This is a genomic window from Serratia sp. K-E0102 (genome assembly GCF_029962625.1).
Lineage (GTDB): Bacteria > Pseudomonadota > Gammaproteobacteria > Enterobacterales > Enterobacteriaceae > Serratia > Serratia sarumanii.
Map to the genome: position 1 here is coordinate 4232658 of NZ_CP124754.1, position 13820 is coordinate 4246477.

At 60.4% G+C, this 13820-nt stretch carries 14 protein-coding genes; 11 read left to right on the forward strand and 3 right to left on the reverse strand.

Annotated elements, in window-relative coordinates:
• Positions 1-7 precede the first annotated feature (7 nt).
• The 7 genes from SSARUM2_RS20145 (at position 8) to SSARUM2_RS20175 (ending at position 6436) form a co-directional block, all read left to right on the forward strand.
• The gene (locus tag SSARUM2_RS20145) at positions 8-478 is read left to right on the forward strand and encodes a YhcH/YjgK/YiaL family protein (RefSeq protein ID WP_049212569.1); all 471 of its coding nucleotides are present in this window, start codon (positions 8-10) and stop codon (positions 476-478) included.
• A gap of 126 nt (positions 479-604) precedes the next feature.
• The gene (locus tag SSARUM2_RS20150; RefSeq protein ID WP_033654042.1) at positions 605-1900 is read left to right on the forward strand and encodes an MFS transporter; all 1296 of its coding nucleotides are present in this window, start codon (positions 605-607) and stop codon (positions 1898-1900) included.
• Positions 1900-3390 (forward strand): FGGY-family carbohydrate kinase, encoded by a 1491-nt coding sequence (locus tag SSARUM2_RS20155; protein WP_060388358.1) that lies wholly within the window; start codon positions 1900-1902, stop codon positions 3388-3390. Before SSARUM2_RS20150 ends, SSARUM2_RS20155 begins: the two co-directional genes overlap by 1 nt.
• Positions 3387-4043: a 3-keto-L-gulonate-6-phosphate decarboxylase UlaD gene (gene ulaD, locus SSARUM2_RS20160; protein ID WP_049212565.1), complete on the forward strand. Its 657-nt coding sequence runs from the start codon at positions 3387-3389 to the stop codon at positions 4041-4043. Before SSARUM2_RS20155 ends, ulaD begins: the two co-directional genes overlap by 4 nt.
• A 1-nt stretch (position 4044) precedes the next feature.
• Entirely contained in the window at positions 4045-4905 is an 861-nt protein-coding gene (locus tag SSARUM2_RS20165; RefSeq protein WP_049212563.1) for an L-ribulose-5-phosphate 3-epimerase, read from the forward strand.
• The gene (gene araD / locus SSARUM2_RS20170) at positions 4899-5594 is read left to right on the forward strand and encodes an L-ribulose-5-phosphate 4-epimerase (RefSeq protein ID WP_033649413.1); all 696 of its coding nucleotides are present in this window, start codon (positions 4899-4901) and stop codon (positions 5592-5594) included. The genes SSARUM2_RS20165 and araD overlap by 7 nt, the downstream gene beginning before the upstream one ends.
• Before the next feature lie 143 nt (positions 5595-5737).
• Entirely contained in the window at positions 5738-6436 is a 699-nt protein-coding gene (locus tag SSARUM2_RS20175) for an RluA family pseudouridine synthase (RefSeq protein WP_060452491.1), read from the forward strand.
• Positions 6437-6443: 7 nt separating this feature from the next.
• Here the strand turns inward: SSARUM2_RS20175 and SSARUM2_RS20180 are convergent, their stop codons facing one another.
• Entirely contained in the window at positions 6444-6983 is a 540-nt protein-coding gene (locus SSARUM2_RS20180; RefSeq protein ID WP_033635867.1) for a DUF2058 domain-containing protein, read from the reverse strand.
• Positions 6984-7299: 316 nt separating this feature from the next.
• On the opposite strand from SSARUM2_RS20180, the gene SSARUM2_RS20185 reads away from it, so the two are divergent.
• The 3 genes from SSARUM2_RS20185 (at position 7300) to SSARUM2_RS20195 (ending at position 10855) form a co-directional block, all read left to right on the forward strand.
• Complete coding sequence (locus tag SSARUM2_RS20185; RefSeq protein WP_041036588.1) at positions 7300-8277, forward strand: DUF1852 domain-containing protein; 978 nt, start codon at positions 7300-7302, stop codon at positions 8275-8277.
• Positions 8278-8302: 25 nt separating this feature from the next.
• Positions 8303-9334: a methionine synthase gene (locus SSARUM2_RS20190; protein WP_033649411.1), complete on the forward strand. Its 1032-nt coding sequence runs from the start codon at positions 8303-8305 to the stop codon at positions 9332-9334.
• 171 nt (positions 9335-9505) lie between these two features.
• Positions 9506-10855 (forward strand): aromatic acid/H+ symport family MFS transporter, encoded by a 1350-nt coding sequence (locus SSARUM2_RS20195; protein ID WP_060452492.1) that lies wholly within the window; start codon positions 9506-9508, stop codon positions 10853-10855.
• 82 nt (positions 10856-10937) lie between these two features.
• Here the strand turns inward: SSARUM2_RS20195 and mscS are convergent, their stop codons facing one another.
• Positions 10938-11804, reverse strand: coding sequence for a small-conductance mechanosensitive channel MscS (gene mscS, locus SSARUM2_RS20200; RefSeq protein ID WP_033635871.1), 867 nt, complete (start codon positions 11802-11804; stop codon positions 10938-10940).
• 205 nt (positions 11805-12009) lie between these two features.
• On the opposite strand from mscS, the gene SSARUM2_RS20205 reads away from it, so the two are divergent.
• On the forward strand, positions 12010-12678 hold the full coding sequence (locus SSARUM2_RS20205; protein ID WP_033635872.1) for a DUF1345 domain-containing protein: 669 nt from the start codon (positions 12010-12012) through the stop codon (positions 12676-12678).
• A 56-nt stretch (positions 12679-12734) separates the two neighbouring features.
• On the opposite strand, the gene fbaA is transcribed toward SSARUM2_RS20205, so the two are convergent.
• Positions 12735-13814 carry a class II fructose-bisphosphate aldolase gene (fbaA, locus tag SSARUM2_RS20210; RefSeq protein WP_025304179.1) on the reverse strand — a complete coding sequence of 360 codons (1080 nt, stop codon included), beginning with the start codon at positions 13812-13814 and terminating at the stop codon, positions 12735-12737.
• Positions 13815-13820: the final 6 nt, after the last annotated feature.

The following is a 13820-nucleotide window of genomic DNA, read 5'->3' on the forward strand; positions in this document are numbered from 1 at the left end:
GATCATCATGATATTCGGCCACATCGCCAACACCGCGCCCGAGCAGTATCCGACGCCGGTCGCCAACGCCGTCGCCTATCTGCAACGCACCGATTTCAGCGTCTTGCCCGCAGGGCGTTATGAAGATCCCGCCACCGGCTACGTGGTGCAAGTGCTGGATCTGCATACCCAACCACCGGATGCGCTGCGCCCGGAAGTGCATAGGCAAAACGTCGACGTGCAGTTTCTGGTCAGCGGCACCGAGCTTATCGGCGTAGCGGCGGACAGCGGCGACAACGTCGTTCATCAGGAGCTGCTGGCGCAGCGCGACATTCTGTTTTATCAGGACGTGGCCGACGAATCCTGGCTCACGATGCAACCCGGCAACTTCGCGGTATTTTTTCCGCAGGACGTGCATCGCCCGGCCTGCATTAACCAGCGCCCCAGCGCGATACGCAAGGTGGTGGTGAAGATACCGCTGGCGTCGTTTAGCGCCTGATCGGCCGCAACACCCGTAACGATAACAACACCGGTCCATGGGGCCTGTGCGGGCGCCCTTGCGCCCAAACCAAGCAAAACAATAACGCCCGACCCTACAAAAAAGCGAACATCGAAAGAGGTCCTTATGAATACAGCCTCCGTTTCCGTCAGCCAAAGCCAGGCGATACCCAAGCTCCGCTGGCTGAGGATCGTGCCGCCGATCCTCATCACCTGCATCATTTCTTACATGGACCGGGTCAATATCGCCTTCGCCATGCCCGGCGGCATGGATGACGAACTCGGCATCACCGCCTCGATGGCCGGGCTGGCCGGCGGCATTTTCTTCATCGGTTACCTGTTTCTGCAGGTGCCCGGCGGCAAGCTGGCGGTATACGGCAACGGCAAGAAATTCATCGGCTGGTCACTGTTGGCCTGGGCGGTGATCTCGGTGCTGACCGGTCTGGTCACCAACCAATACCAGCTGCTGTTCCTGCGCTTCGCCCTCGGCGTTTCCGAAGGCGGCATGCTGCCGGTGGTGCTGACCATGATCAGCAACTGGTTCCCGGATAAGGAGCGCGGCCGCGCCAACGCCATCGTCATCATGTTCGTACCGATCGCCGGCATCCTCACCGCCCCGCTGTCGGGTTGGATCATCACCGCCTGGGACTGGCGCATGCTGTTCCTGGTGGAGGGGGCTCTGTCGCTGGTGGTGATGGCACTGTGGTACTTCACCATCAGCAACCGGCCGCAGGAAGCCAAATGGATCTCGCAGGCGGAAAAAGAGTATCTGGTGAAGACCCTGCACGACGAACAGCTGCTGATTAAAGGAAAAACGGTGCGCAACGCCTCGCTGCGCCGGGTGCTGGGCGACCGGATCATGTGGCAGTTGATCCTGGTAAATTTCTTCTACCAGACCGGTATCTACGGCTACACCCTGTGGCTGCCGACCATTTTGAAAGGGCTGACCCACGGCGATATGGAGCAAGTGGGCCTGCTCGCTATCCTGCCCTATATCGGCGCCATCTTCGGCATGCTGATCATCTCCACCCTCTCCGATCGCACCGGCAAGCGCAAAGTCTTCGTCGCCCTGCCGCTGGCCTGCTTTGCCGCCTGCATGGCGCTGTCGGTGCTGCTGAAGGATCACGTCTGGTGGTCTTACGCTGCGCTGGTCGGCTGCGGCGTGTTTATTCAGGCGGCAGCCGGGGTGTTCTGGACCATCCCGCCCAAATTGTTCAACGCCGAAGTGGCCGGCGGCGCGCGCGGCGTGATCAATGCGCTGGGCAACCTCGGCGGCTTTTGCGGCCCGTATATGGTCGGCGTCCTGATCAGCCTGTTCAGCAAGGACGTCGGCGTCTACAGCCTGGCGGCTTCGCTGGCGATCGCCTCCGTGCTGGCGTTGATGCTGCCCAATAAATGCGACCACGGCGCGAGGAACGAATGATGGAATATTGGCTGGGGCTCGACTGCGGCGGCACCTTCATCAAGGCGGGATTATACGACCGCCGGGGCCATGAACACGGCGTTGCGCGGCGCAATCTGGCGATCGTCGCGCCGCAGCCCGGCTGGGCCGAGCGCGATATGGCATCGCTGTGGCGCACCGCCGCCGACGTGATCCGTGAAGTGCTGTCCGCCAGCGGCGTCGCCGCCGGCGCCATCCAGGCCATCGGCATCTCGGCGCAGGGCAAGGGCGCATTTCTGTTGGATAAGCAGGGGCAGCCGCTGGGCAACGCCATGCTCTCTTCCGATCAGCGCGCGCTGGCGCTGGTGCAGGAATGGCAGCGACAGGGCGTGCCGCAGGCGCTGTATCCGCAAACGCGCCAAACGCTGTGGACCGGGCACCCGGTCTCGCTGCTGCGTTGGCTGAAGCGGCATCAGCCGGAACGTTACGCCCGCATCGGCAGCGTGCTGATGGCGCACGACTACCTGCGCTATTGCCTGACCGGCGAGCTGGCCTGCGAAGAAACCAATATCTCCGAATCCAACCTGTATCTGATGCGCAGCGGACGCTATGACCCGGCGCTGGCGCAGCTGCTGGGTATCGGCGACATCATGCCCGCCCTGCCGACGATTGTCGGTTCGGCCGATATCGCCGGGCGCGTCGCGGCAAACGCCGCGGCCATCACCGGCCTGCAAACCGGCACCCCGGTGGTCGGCGGGCTGTTCGACGTGGTATCCACCGCGCTGTGCGCCGGCCTGCAGGACGAAACCCGGCTCAATGCGGTGATGGGGACCTGGTCAGTCACCAGCGGCATCACCGACGCCATCGTCGAGGGTTTCGATCATCCCTTTGTCTATGGCCGCCACGCCGAAAGCGGCCAATACATCGTGCATGAAGCCAGCCCCACGTCCGCCGCCAACCTGGAATGGTTCTGTCGCCAATGGGGGCTGCAGGACTACGGCCAGCTTAACCGCTGGGTCGCCGCCCTGCCGAAAGCCGCCGGCGATCTGCTGTTCGCCCCTTTCCTGTACGGATCCAACGCCGGCCTGGGGCTGAGCGCCAGCTTCTACGGCCTGCAGGCCTTCCACCAGCGCGAGCACCTGGTGCAGGCGATCTACGAGGGCGTGGTGTTCTGCCACATGACGCACCTTAACCGCATGCGCCGGCGTTTCCCTGAGGCGCAGGCGCTGCGCGTGACCGGCGGCCCTGCCAAATCCCTCCCCTGGATGCAAATGTTCGCCGACGTCAGCGGCCTGCCGGTGGAGCTGCCGCAGGTGGAAGAAACCGGCTGTCTGGGCGCGGCGATGGCGGCCATGGTCGGCAGCGGCGCCTTCAACGATTTCACCGCCGCCCAGCACCGGCTGGCGCCGCGTATCGAGCGGCTGCTGCCAGATGCGGCCGCCGCTGAAGCTTACGACAACAAACACCAACGTTATCAGGCACTGATTGCTGCATTGCAAAATCTGCAGCCCGCCAACAAGGAGGCTCCATGAGCACGAAACCGCGCCTGCAGTTGGCGCTCGATCAAACCCGTTTGGATACGGCGCTGCGCACCGCCGAGACCCTCAGCCCCCATGTGGACATCATCGAGGCCGGTACCATTTTGTGCATCAGCGCCGGCATTCAGGCGGTTAGCGCGCTGCGCGAACGCTGCCCGCAGCACACGCTGGTGGCCGATCTCAAGGTGGCCGACGCCGGCGCGACGCTGGCCGAGCAGGCTTTCGGCCAGGGCGCGGACTGGATGACGGTGATCTGCGCCGCGCCGTTGGCCACCATGGCCAGCGCGCGGGAGGTCGCCGAGCGTCACGGCGGTGAAATCCAGATCGAACTGTTCGGCCGCTGGACATTGGAGGATGCACGGCAATGGCGCGGCCTCGGCATTCGCCAGGCGATCTATCACCGCGGCCGCGACGCGCAGGCCAGCGGGCAAACCTGGAGCCGGCAGGATCTGGATCGGATGAAGGCGCTGTCCGATCTGGGCATCGAACTGTCGGTGACCGGCGGCATTACGCCCGCCGACCTGTCGCTGTTTAAAGAGATCGCCGTCATCGCCTTTATCGCTGGCCGCGCGCTGGCCGAAGCCGGGGATCCGCCGGCGGCCGCCAGGCAGTTCCGCACCGCCATCGATGACATCTGGAGATCATGATATGCGTCAGCACCCGTTGGGAATTTACGAGAAAGCGCTGCCGAAACACCTGAGCTGGCCCGAACGCCTGGCGCTGGCCAAGGCCTGCGGCTTCGACTTCGTCGAAATGTCGGTGGACGAAAGCGATGAACGCCTGGCGCGTCTGAGCTGGAGCAAGGCGCAGCGCCTGGCGCTGGTGGACGCCATGCTGGAAACCGGCATCCGCATCCCGTCGATGTGCCTCTCCGGCCACCGGCGCTTTCCGTTTGGCAGCCACGATCCGGCGCTGCGCCAGCGCGCCTTCGACGTGATGGAACAGGCCATTCAGTTGGCCCAAGACGTCGGTATCCGCACCATCCAGCTGGCCGGCTACGACGTGTATTACGAAGAGCAGGACGAGGGGACGCTGGCGCGCTTTAGCGAAGGCATGCAGTGGGCGGTAGAACGTGCCGCCGCCGCCCAGGTGATGCTGGCGGTGGAAATTATGGATACCGCCTTTATGAACTCGATCGGTAAATGGAAAGCCTGGGACGCCCTGCTGGCCTCGCCGTGGTTCACGGTGTATCCAGACGTTGGCAACCTCAGCGCCTGGGGCAACGACGTGCCGCGCGAGCTGGAGCTGGGCATCGATCGCATCGCCGCCATTCACCTGAAAGACACCTACCCGGTCACCGCCGCTTCGCCGGGGCACTTCCGTGACGTGCCGTTTGGCGAAGGCTGCGTCGACTTCGTCGAGGTGTTTCGCACGTTGCAGCGCCTCAATTACCGCGGCGCATTCCTGATTGAGATGTGGACAGAAAAAGCCGAGGAGCCGGTGGCCGAGATCGTTCAGGCCCGCCGCTGGATCGAACAGAAAATGCAACAAGGGGGCATGACATGCTGACTCAGTTAAAACAACAGGTGCTGGAGGCCAATCTCGATCTGCCGCGCCATAAGCTGGTGACCTTTACCTGGGGCAACGTCAGCGCGGTGGATCGCGAACGCGGCCTGGTGGTGATCAAGCCTTCCGGCGTTGAATACGAGCATATGACGGCGGAGGATATGGTGGTGGTCGATCTGGCCAGCGGCCGCACCGTCGAAGGGGCAAAGAAACCGTCGTCGGACACCGCCACCCATCTGGCGCTGTACCGCGAATTTGCCGATATCGGCGGCATCGTCCACACCCATTCCCGCCACGCCACCATCTGGGCGCAGGCCGGGCTGGACATCCCCGCCTGGGGAACCACCCACGCCGACTATTTTTATGGCGCTATCCCCTGCACGCGCCTGATGACCCAGGATGAAATTGAGCACGATTACGAACTGGAAACCGGCAAGGTGATTATCGAAACCTTCCGCCGGCGCGATATCAATCCCAACGCTATCCCAGCGGTACTGGTCAACGCCCACGGCCCCTTCGCCTGGGGCAAAGACGCCCACAATGCGGTGCATAATGCGGTGGTGCTGGAAGAAATTGCCTACATGGGCATTTTCTCACGCCAGCTGACGCCGGGCATCCACAGCATGCAGCGCGAACTGTTGGACAAACACTACCTGCGCAAACACGGCCAAAACGCCTACTACGGGCAGTAGCGCGCCAGGGCCATAATCGTTGCGCCCGATGCTTTGCCGCATCGGGTGCTAGCGGGCATGAGGCGCAGTGATAACGATAACCGCATTCGCCCATCGGCGAAAAATTCGCTATCATCCGCACCCACCCTCCAGCCGGCCGCCCGATGTCTACGATCACCGATACCTTTATCGCCCCGCCATGCCATGACCAAATAGAGATCCTCTATCAGGACGATCATCTGGCGCTGATCAATAAGCCGGCCGGGCTGCTCAGCCTGTCGGGCAAGAATCCGCAGAATCTCGATTCGGTACACCATCGGCTGGTACAGATCTTCCCCGGCTGCACCCTGGTGCACCGCCTGGATTTCGGCACGTCCGGCTTGATGGTGGTGGCCCGCAACAAGGCCGCCAACGCCGCACTCTGCCGGCAGTTCAGCGAGCGCACCGTCGGCAAAGTGTACTGCGCGCTGCTGTGCGGCCATCTGGCGGATAACGAAGGGGTAATAGACGCGGCGATCGCCAAAGATCCGGCGCTGTTCCCGCTGATGTCGATTTGCGCCCTCCACGGCAAGCCCGCCCGCTCCCGCTATCGGGTCGTCGAGCGTTTTTATCGTGAAGCGGAAGACGGGATCTCGCTGCCGCTGACGCGGGTGCAGCTCATCCCGGAGACCGGGCGCACCCACCAGCTGCGTATTCACAGCCGGCAGTTGGGCCACCCTATTTTAGGCTGCGATCTGTATGGCGGGCGACTGCTGCCGGGTACCGAACAGACGCCGCGGCTGATGCTGCACGCCAGCGAGCTGGACTTTGTGCACCCCATTAGCGGGGAGCGGATCGCCGCTCGTCACGCCGCGCCGTTCTGAACGCGGCTTACCACATCAAATCGTCGGGCACTTTAAAGTCGGCGTACGGATCGTCTTCATCCTGTTCTTCCTGACTCAGCGCGCTGTGCAGCACAATGCTGGCCGCATCGCGCTGCGCGATTTTATCGGCGACGCTCGCGGGGATAATCGCGTATTCACACTCTTCCCGGTTCTCGACCACCAGGCGTGCAATGGCGAGGCGGCCATTGATCAGCTGGGTTTGCGTCGCCTTATCCACCAGGATTTTCTTGATCAGGTTACCGTCGGTGAAGTTGAAACCGATATCGCCTTTCGCCAGAACGATGCGGTTCATTTCGATCAGCTGTTTCACCTGCGCCTTGTACTCTTTGGACAGCGCGGCCTGCTTTTGCTGCTCGTTCAGCTGCTTATCGCGCTCAAGCTGCGCCTTTTTATTCTCTTCCACCGCCTCTCTGGCCTCGCGGGCCTGAACGCGTGATTTTTTAGCCGTTCTTTGGACTTTGGCCATTTTCTTGCTGGTTACCAAGCCCGCTTTGAGCATCTGCTCTTGTAAGGTGAGTTTTGTCATGTTCGTGTCTGAAGCCGTGGGATGATGGGGGGATTATACCCGTAATTTTTCAGGCTGCACCAGGTTGCCGGCCCGGTACGTTGGCGGTTTGCGCCGCAGGGCGACGGCGGCCAACCGGCCCGAACGCCAGATCATGAATAGCGCTCATGTGGTAATGAAATTAAGTCTCTTTCACTCCCACCGGGACTCTGGCAAAAATAGACCTCATTAACGACAGACAATATGAAATCGGCTGAATAAAAAAAGAGAAAAACAACCCATTGAAAGAAATGGATAAATCCAGCCTTCATATCATATAACAGGATGCTATAAGACGATGAATAGAGACTTTGCCTTTACGATTAAGAGCAGTTCTTTCGATGAAGATTATAACCCTTCTGAAAGTACGCGTATCACCACCAACTTCGCCAATTTGGCCAGAGGGGAAAACCGCCGGGAGAACCTGCGCAACACGCTGGTGATGATTAACAATCGCTTCAATTCGTTGGCGCATTGGGATAACCCCAAGGCCGACCGCTATTCGGTTGAGCTTGACATCATTTCGGTGGAGATGCGCGTTGAAGATCAGGGCGCCAGCTTCCCGGTGATCGAAATCCTGAAAACCAACATCATCGATAAAAAAACGCAAAAGCGAATTGATGGCATCGTCGGGAACAATTTCTCGTCTTACGTGCGCGATTATGACTTTAGCGTCTTGCTGCCGGCGCACAATAAAAACACGGCGGAATTCACTATCCCGAATGATTTCGGCGATTTGCACGGCAATATCTTTAAGCACTTCGTCAATTCAAACGAATACCATGAGAATTTCAGCAAACCGCCGGTGATCTGCCTCAGCGTGTCCAGCAAAGACACCTATCATCGGACGGGCAATCAACATCCGGTGTTGGGCGACGAGTATCGGCAAGACGGCGCTTCGCTGACCGACCGGTATTTTAAAAAAATGGGCCTGCAGGTGCGCTATTTCATGCCGAAAAATAGCGTCGCGCCCCTGGCGTTTTATTTCCCCGGGGATTTGCTGAGCGATTACACCGATCTGGAGCTGATCGGCACCATCAGCACGATGGAGACCTTCCAAAAAATCTATCGGCCTGAAATTTACAATGCCAACTCGGCGGCGGGGCAATGCTATCAGCCAAGCCTGAATAACCAGGACTATTCATTAACCAAGATTGTTTACGATCGCGAAGAGCGTAGCCAGTTAGCGATTGAGCAGGGGAAATTTACGGAAGAGCAATTTATCAAACCCTACAAGCCCATTCTTGAGCAATGGTCTGCTCACTACGCGCTTTGATTCACTTAAATACAGGTCATCTATTATGAAAATATTGCTCCCTACCTCGACCGCCGGCAGCTTGCCCAAACCTTCCTGGCTGGCCCAACCGGAAACCCTGTGGTCGCCCTGGAAATTGCAAAATGAAGAATTAATCGAAGGGAAACAGGATGCCCTGCGTTTGTCGCTGGCTGAACAACAACAGGCCGGCATCGATATCGTCAGCGATGGCGAGCAAACGCGCCAACACTTCGTCACGACGTTTATCGAGCACCTCAGCGGCGTCGATTTCGAGAAACGCGAAGTGGTTAAAATCCGCAATCGCTATGAGGCGAGCGTGCCGAGCGTCGTGGGTGCGGTGGCGCGCCAAAAGCCCGTTTTCGTTGAAGACGCCAAATTTTTACGCCAGCTGACCAAGCAGCCGATTAAATGGGCCCTGCCGGGGCCGATGACCATGATCGACACGCTTTATGACAACCACTATAAAAGCCGCGAGAAATTGGCCTGGGAGTTCGCCAAGATCCTCAATCAGGAAGCCAAAGAGCTCGAGGCCGCCGGCGTCGACATTATTCAGTTTGATGAGCCCGCATTTAACGTGTTCTTTGACGAGGTGAATGACTGGGGCATCGCCGCCCTGGAAAGGGCCGTTGAAGGGCTTAAGTGTGAAACGGCGGTGCATATCTGCTATGGATACGGCATTAAGGCCAATACCGACTGGAAAAAGACGCTGGGCTCAGAGTGGCGGCAATATGAAGAGGCGTTCCCCAAGCTGCAAACGTCTACCATCGATATTATCTCGCTGGAGTGCCATAACTCGCACGTCCCGATGGATCTGCTGGAACTGATTCGCGGTAAGAAAGTGATGGTCGGTGCCATTGATGTAGCGAATCATACCGTTGAGACGCCGGAAGAAGTGGCCGCTACGCTGCGCAAAGCGCTGCAGTTTGTCGATGCCGACAAGCTCTATCCGTCGACCAACTGCGGCATGGCTCCCCTGCCTCGTCAGGTCGCCAGCGGCAAGCTGAATGCCTTGAGTGCCGGCGCCGAGATCGTGCGCCGAGAACTGCTGGCCAAATAATCGCGCCATCGCCCGCCGCAGTACCCTCCTGCGGCGGGCGATGATCATCGACTCCCCCTCCCCGCAACGCCCCCGCTCTGGTGTATACTCGGATTTCTACGCGATGCCAGCCACAGCGGCCTGAACGGCCCCTCAGCCAGCCCACACCAGCTTAATAACAGTGGAACCCTCATGAGCCCAGATACCGCTCGCATCAGCGAAATTATCGATCGCGCCAGGATCTCGCCTTATCAAATCCTCATCCTCACCCTGTGTTTCCTGATCGCCCTGCTGGACGGGTTCGATACCGCCATCATCGGCTATATCGCCCCGGCACTGCGCGAAGAGTGGGGCCTGCAGCCCTCGCAGCTCTCCCCCGCCTTCGGCGCGGGGTTGTTCGGCCTGCTGATCGGCAGCCTGCTGTTCGGGCCGATCGCCGACGCCATCGGCCGCAAACGCGTGCTGCTCGTCGCGGTGCTGGTGTTTGGCGGCTGCACCCTGGCTTCGGCCTATACGCATTCGATCGAATCCCTGACCCTGTTGCGCTTCATCACCGGCATTGGCCTCGGGGGTGCGATACCGACCTGCATCACCCTCAGCTCGGAGTACTCACCGGCGCGCCGCCGCATGCTGATGGTCACCCTGAGCTGGAGCGGCTTTACCGCCGGGCTGGCCCTGGGCGGCCTGCTGGCCGGGCAGATCATCCCGGCGTTCGGCTGGCGCGGCGTGCTGCTGGTCGGCGGCATCGCGCCATTGGCGCTGCTGCCGCTGCTGGCCTGGCAGATGCCCGAATCGGTGCGCTTTATGGCCGCCAGCGCCAGGCATGCCGATCGGCTGCGCCGGGTGGTCGAGCGTATCACCGGCCAACGTTGGACGGGGATAACCATTGTCGATGACGAGCGCCCGGCGCAGGCCAAGTCGCCAATCTCGCACCTGTTTATCGAAGGACGCGCCGTGCGCACCCTGCTGCTGTGGGCGGCGTTCTTCTGCTCGCTGTTCGTGTTCTACCTGCTCACCAGTTGGCTGCCGACGATACTTAAAGACGCCGGTTACGATATCGTCCACGCCTCGCGCATCGGAGCGATGGTGCCGCTCGGCGGCACCCTGGGCGCCATCCTGATGGCGCTGCTGATGGACCGGATCGGGCCCTACCGCGTGCTGGCCGTCTCCTACCTGGGCGCCGCGCTGGTGATCGGCGCGACCGGGTATCTGATGGGCGACGTCTACACGCTGGCCGCCGTCGTGTTCCTGATAGGCTTCGGCGTGGCCGGCGCGCAGAACGGCCTGAATCTGGTTTCCGCCACCCTTTATCCGACCGCGGCCCGCGTTACCGGCGTCAGCTGGGCCATGGCCAATGGCCGCTTCGGCTCGATCGTCGGCTCGATGCTCGGCGCCTGGATGATGACCGCCGCCGGCTCGGCGGAAGTGTTCTTCCTCTGGCTGGCGCTGCCGGCGCTGCTGGGCGCGGGCGCCATCTTCCTGCTCTATCGCCTCAGCCTGCGCCGCCGCGCGCCGCTCGCCAAGCCGGTCGCCGGCGCCTGAACTCGCGGAAAAGAAAAGGCCGAGACGCCCTTGGAGACGTCTCGGCCTGTAATCAAAAAGGGGGCCAAGGCCCCCTTCTCTGTTATTCCGCCTTGGCGGAAGCGTCTTCGGTGCGATACAGGTGCACGTCCATCTGCGGGAACGGAATGCCGATGTTGTGGGCATCCAGCGCGCGCTTGAAGTTTTCCATCAGATCGAAGTACACGTTCCAGTATTCCGCGTTGGTGGTCCAGGAACGGGTGACAAAGTTCAGGGAAGACGGCGCCATCTCGTTCAGACGCACGGTCACGCCTTTGGCGTGCATGATGCGCTTGTCGGCGGCGATCACATCGCCCAGCACCTTCTTCACCACGTCGATATCGGCGTTGTAGGCCACGCCTACCACGATATCCACGCGGCGGTTCGGCTCGCGGGAGTAGTTGATGATGTTGCCGGCGATGATTTTACCGTTCGGCACCACGATGGTTTTGTTGTCTGCGGTACGCAGGGTGGTGGAAAAAATCTGCACCTGATCGACGGTACCGGCCACGCCGCCCAGATCGACATATTCCCCCACGCGCAGCGGACGGAAGATCACCAGCAGCACGCCGGCGGCGAAGTTGGACAGCGAGCCTTGCAGCGCCAGGCCGACGGCCAAACCGGCGGCGCCCAGCACGGCGATCACCGAGGTGGTCTGCACGCCGACACGCCCCAGCACGGCGATGAAGGTGAACGCCAGCACGCCGTAGCGCACGATCGCCGCCAGGAAGTCTGCCACCGTGGCGTCGATGCCGCGCAGCTTCATCACGCGGTTCAGCGCATTGCCGACCACGCGAGCCACGATCGAACCGATGATCAGGATAACGATGGCGGCGACGATATTCACCGCGTACTGGATCAACAGATCCTGGTTCTTCACCAACCAGTTGCCGGCACCGTTGATGCCGTCTACTACATTCAAATCTTTCATTCGTGTCGTCCTAACTCAGTCCCTAACGGGAGAAACTCGCAAAAATACACTGGCCTCGGCAGCCAGTCGGAAACCACCGCCTAAGGGTAACCAACATTAAAGGCTCATGCCAACCGTCAGCGTTAAAAATAGCCGAAACCGCTCGCCGCTTCTTCTATGCTGAAAACAGCGCGTTGGCCATTTCACGACAAGGGATCCGTTCTTCATGCACATTCGCTCTTCGCTCAAACATTATTGGCAAGTGCGGCCCAGGCTGCTGTTTTCTGTCGGCGCCGGGCTGTTGTGCTTTCTGCTGCTGCCCGCCCAGCTCTCGTTGCTGCAGCGCTTGATGATCGGCTGGAATACGCTGGCCTGGCTCTACCTGCTGTTTCTCTGGCGGCTGATGCTGGTCAGCACGCCGCAGCACATTCGCCAGATCGCCCGGCGACAGGATGAAAGCGCCAGCACGGTGTTGGCGCTGGTCAGTTTCGGTTGTCTGGTGAGCATTCTGGCGATCCTGTTCGAATTGAGCAGCGCCAAACAGGCCAGCGACTCGCTGAAAACCCTGCATCTGGCGTTAACCGGCGGAACGCTGGCGGTCTCCTGGCTGCTGCTGCCGACCGCCTTCACCATGCACTACGCCCATCAATTTTATCGCCAGGGTGCGCAGCAGGAGCCTTTGCCGCTGCTGTTCCCCGGCAATCTCACCGAGCCGACCTATCTGGACTTCGCCTACTTCTCTTTCACCATCGCGGTCGCGTCGCAAACCGCCGACGTGGCGGTCGGCGCCGCGGAGGTGCGTAAAATCGCGCTCGTACAGTCGGTTATTTCGTTCGTGTTCAACATGCTGATCCTGGGCCTGTCTATCAACGTCGGCGCCGGCCTGCTGGGCTGAAAACGAAAAAGGCTCCCCGCAGGGAGCCTTTTGCATCGTGCAACAGGTGCCGAAGATTACAGAACGTCTACCGCGTTCAGATCTTTGAAGGCCTGCTCCAGACGCGTCACCATGCTGGTCTGCGCTGCGCGCAGCCATACGCGTGGATCGTAGTATTTCTTGTTCGGCTGATCGGCGCCTTTCGGGTTGCCCAGCTGGCCCTGCAGGTAAGCTTCGTTCGCTTTGTAGTACTGCAGGATGCCGTCCCAGGTCGCCCATTGGGTGTCGGTGTCGATGTTCATCTTGATCACGCCGTAACCCACAGACTCTTTGATCTCTGCGTCGGTAGAACCGGAACCGCCGTGGAACACGAAGTTCAGGCTGTTGTGCGGCAGGTTGAATTTCTTGGACACGTAGTCCTGAGAATCACGCAGGATGGTCGGGGTCAGCTTGACGTTGCCTGGCTTGTACACGCCGTGCACGTTACCGAAGGAGGCAGCGATGGTGAAGCGCGGGCTGATGGCGTTCAGTTTTTCGTACGCGTAAGCCACGTCTTCCGGCTGGGTGTACAGTGCGGAAGCGTCCATATGGCTGTTGTCCACGCCATCTTCTTCACCGCCGGTGCAGCCCAGTTCGATTTCCAGCGTCATGCCGATTTTGGCCATGCGCTTCAGGTAGGCGCTGCAGATCTCGATGTTTTCTTCCAGAGACTCTTCAGACAGATCGATCATGTGAGAAGAGAACAGCGGTTTGCCGGTAGCGGCGAAGTGCTTCTCGCCGGCGTCCAGCAGGCCGTCCAGCCATGGCAGCAGTTTCTTCGCGCAGTGGTCGGTGTGCAGGATCACCGGCACGCCGTAGTGTTCAGCCATCTGGTGAACGTGGTGTGCGCCGGAGATGGCGCCCAGAATCGCTGCGCCCTGAGGCACATCGGTCTTCACGCCTTTGCCGGCGATGAACGCGGCGCCGCCGTTGGAGAACTGAACGATGACCGGCGCGCGCACTTTAGCCGCGGCTTCCAGCACTGCGTTAATGGAGTCGGTACCCACGCAGTTTACCGCTGGCAGCGCAAAGTTGTTCTCTTTAGCAACTGCGAAGACTTTCTGAACGTCATCACCCGTGATGACACCCGGTTTTACGAAATCAAAAATTTTAGACATGTTACT

Bases quoted from the DNA above. Each gene is read 5' to 3' on its own strand.
- SSARUM2_RS20145 (WP_049212569.1), top strand. From the start codon at position 8: ATGATATTCGGCCACATCGCCAACACCGCGCCCGAGCAGTATCCGACG.
- SSARUM2_RS20150 (WP_033654042.1), top strand. From the start codon at position 605: ATGAATACAGCCTCCGTTTCCGTCAGCCAAAGCCAGGCGATACCCAAG.
- SSARUM2_RS20155 (WP_060388358.1), top strand. From the start codon at position 1,900: ATGGAATATTGGCTGGGGCTCGACTGCGGCGGCACCTTCATCAAGGCG.
- ulaD (WP_049212565.1), top strand. From the start codon at position 3,387: ATGAGCACGAAACCGCGCCTGCAGTTGGCGCTCGATCAAACCCGTTTG.
- SSARUM2_RS20165 (WP_049212563.1), top strand. From the start codon at position 4,045: ATGCGTCAGCACCCGTTGGGAATTTACGAGAAAGCGCTGCCGAAACAC.
- araD (WP_033649413.1), top strand. From the start codon at position 4,899: ATGCTGACTCAGTTAAAACAACAGGTGCTGGAGGCCAATCTCGATCTG.
- SSARUM2_RS20175 (WP_060452491.1), top strand. From the start codon at position 5,738: ATGTCTACGATCACCGATACCTTTATCGCCCCGCCATGCCATGACCAA.
- SSARUM2_RS20180 (WP_033635867.1), bottom strand. From the start codon at position 6,983: ATGACAAAACTCACCTTACAAGAGCAGATGCTCAAAGCGGGCTTGGTA.
- SSARUM2_RS20185 (WP_041036588.1), top strand. From the start codon at position 7,300: ATGAATAGAGACTTTGCCTTTACGATTAAGAGCAGTTCTTTCGATGAA.
- SSARUM2_RS20190 (WP_033649411.1), top strand. From the start codon at position 8,303: ATGAAAATATTGCTCCCTACCTCGACCGCCGGCAGCTTGCCCAAACCT.
- SSARUM2_RS20195 (WP_060452492.1), top strand. From the start codon at position 9,506: ATGAGCCCAGATACCGCTCGCATCAGCGAAATTATCGATCGCGCCAGG.
- mscS (WP_033635871.1), bottom strand. From the start codon at position 11,804: ATGAAAGATTTGAATGTAGTAGACGGCATCAACGGTGCCGGCAACTGG.
- SSARUM2_RS20205 (WP_033635872.1), top strand. From the start codon at position 12,010: ATGCACATTCGCTCTTCGCTCAAACATTATTGGCAAGTGCGGCCCAGG.
- fbaA (WP_025304179.1), bottom strand. From the start codon at position 13,814: ATGTCTAAAATTTTTGATTTCGTAAAACCGGGTGTCATCACGGGTGAT.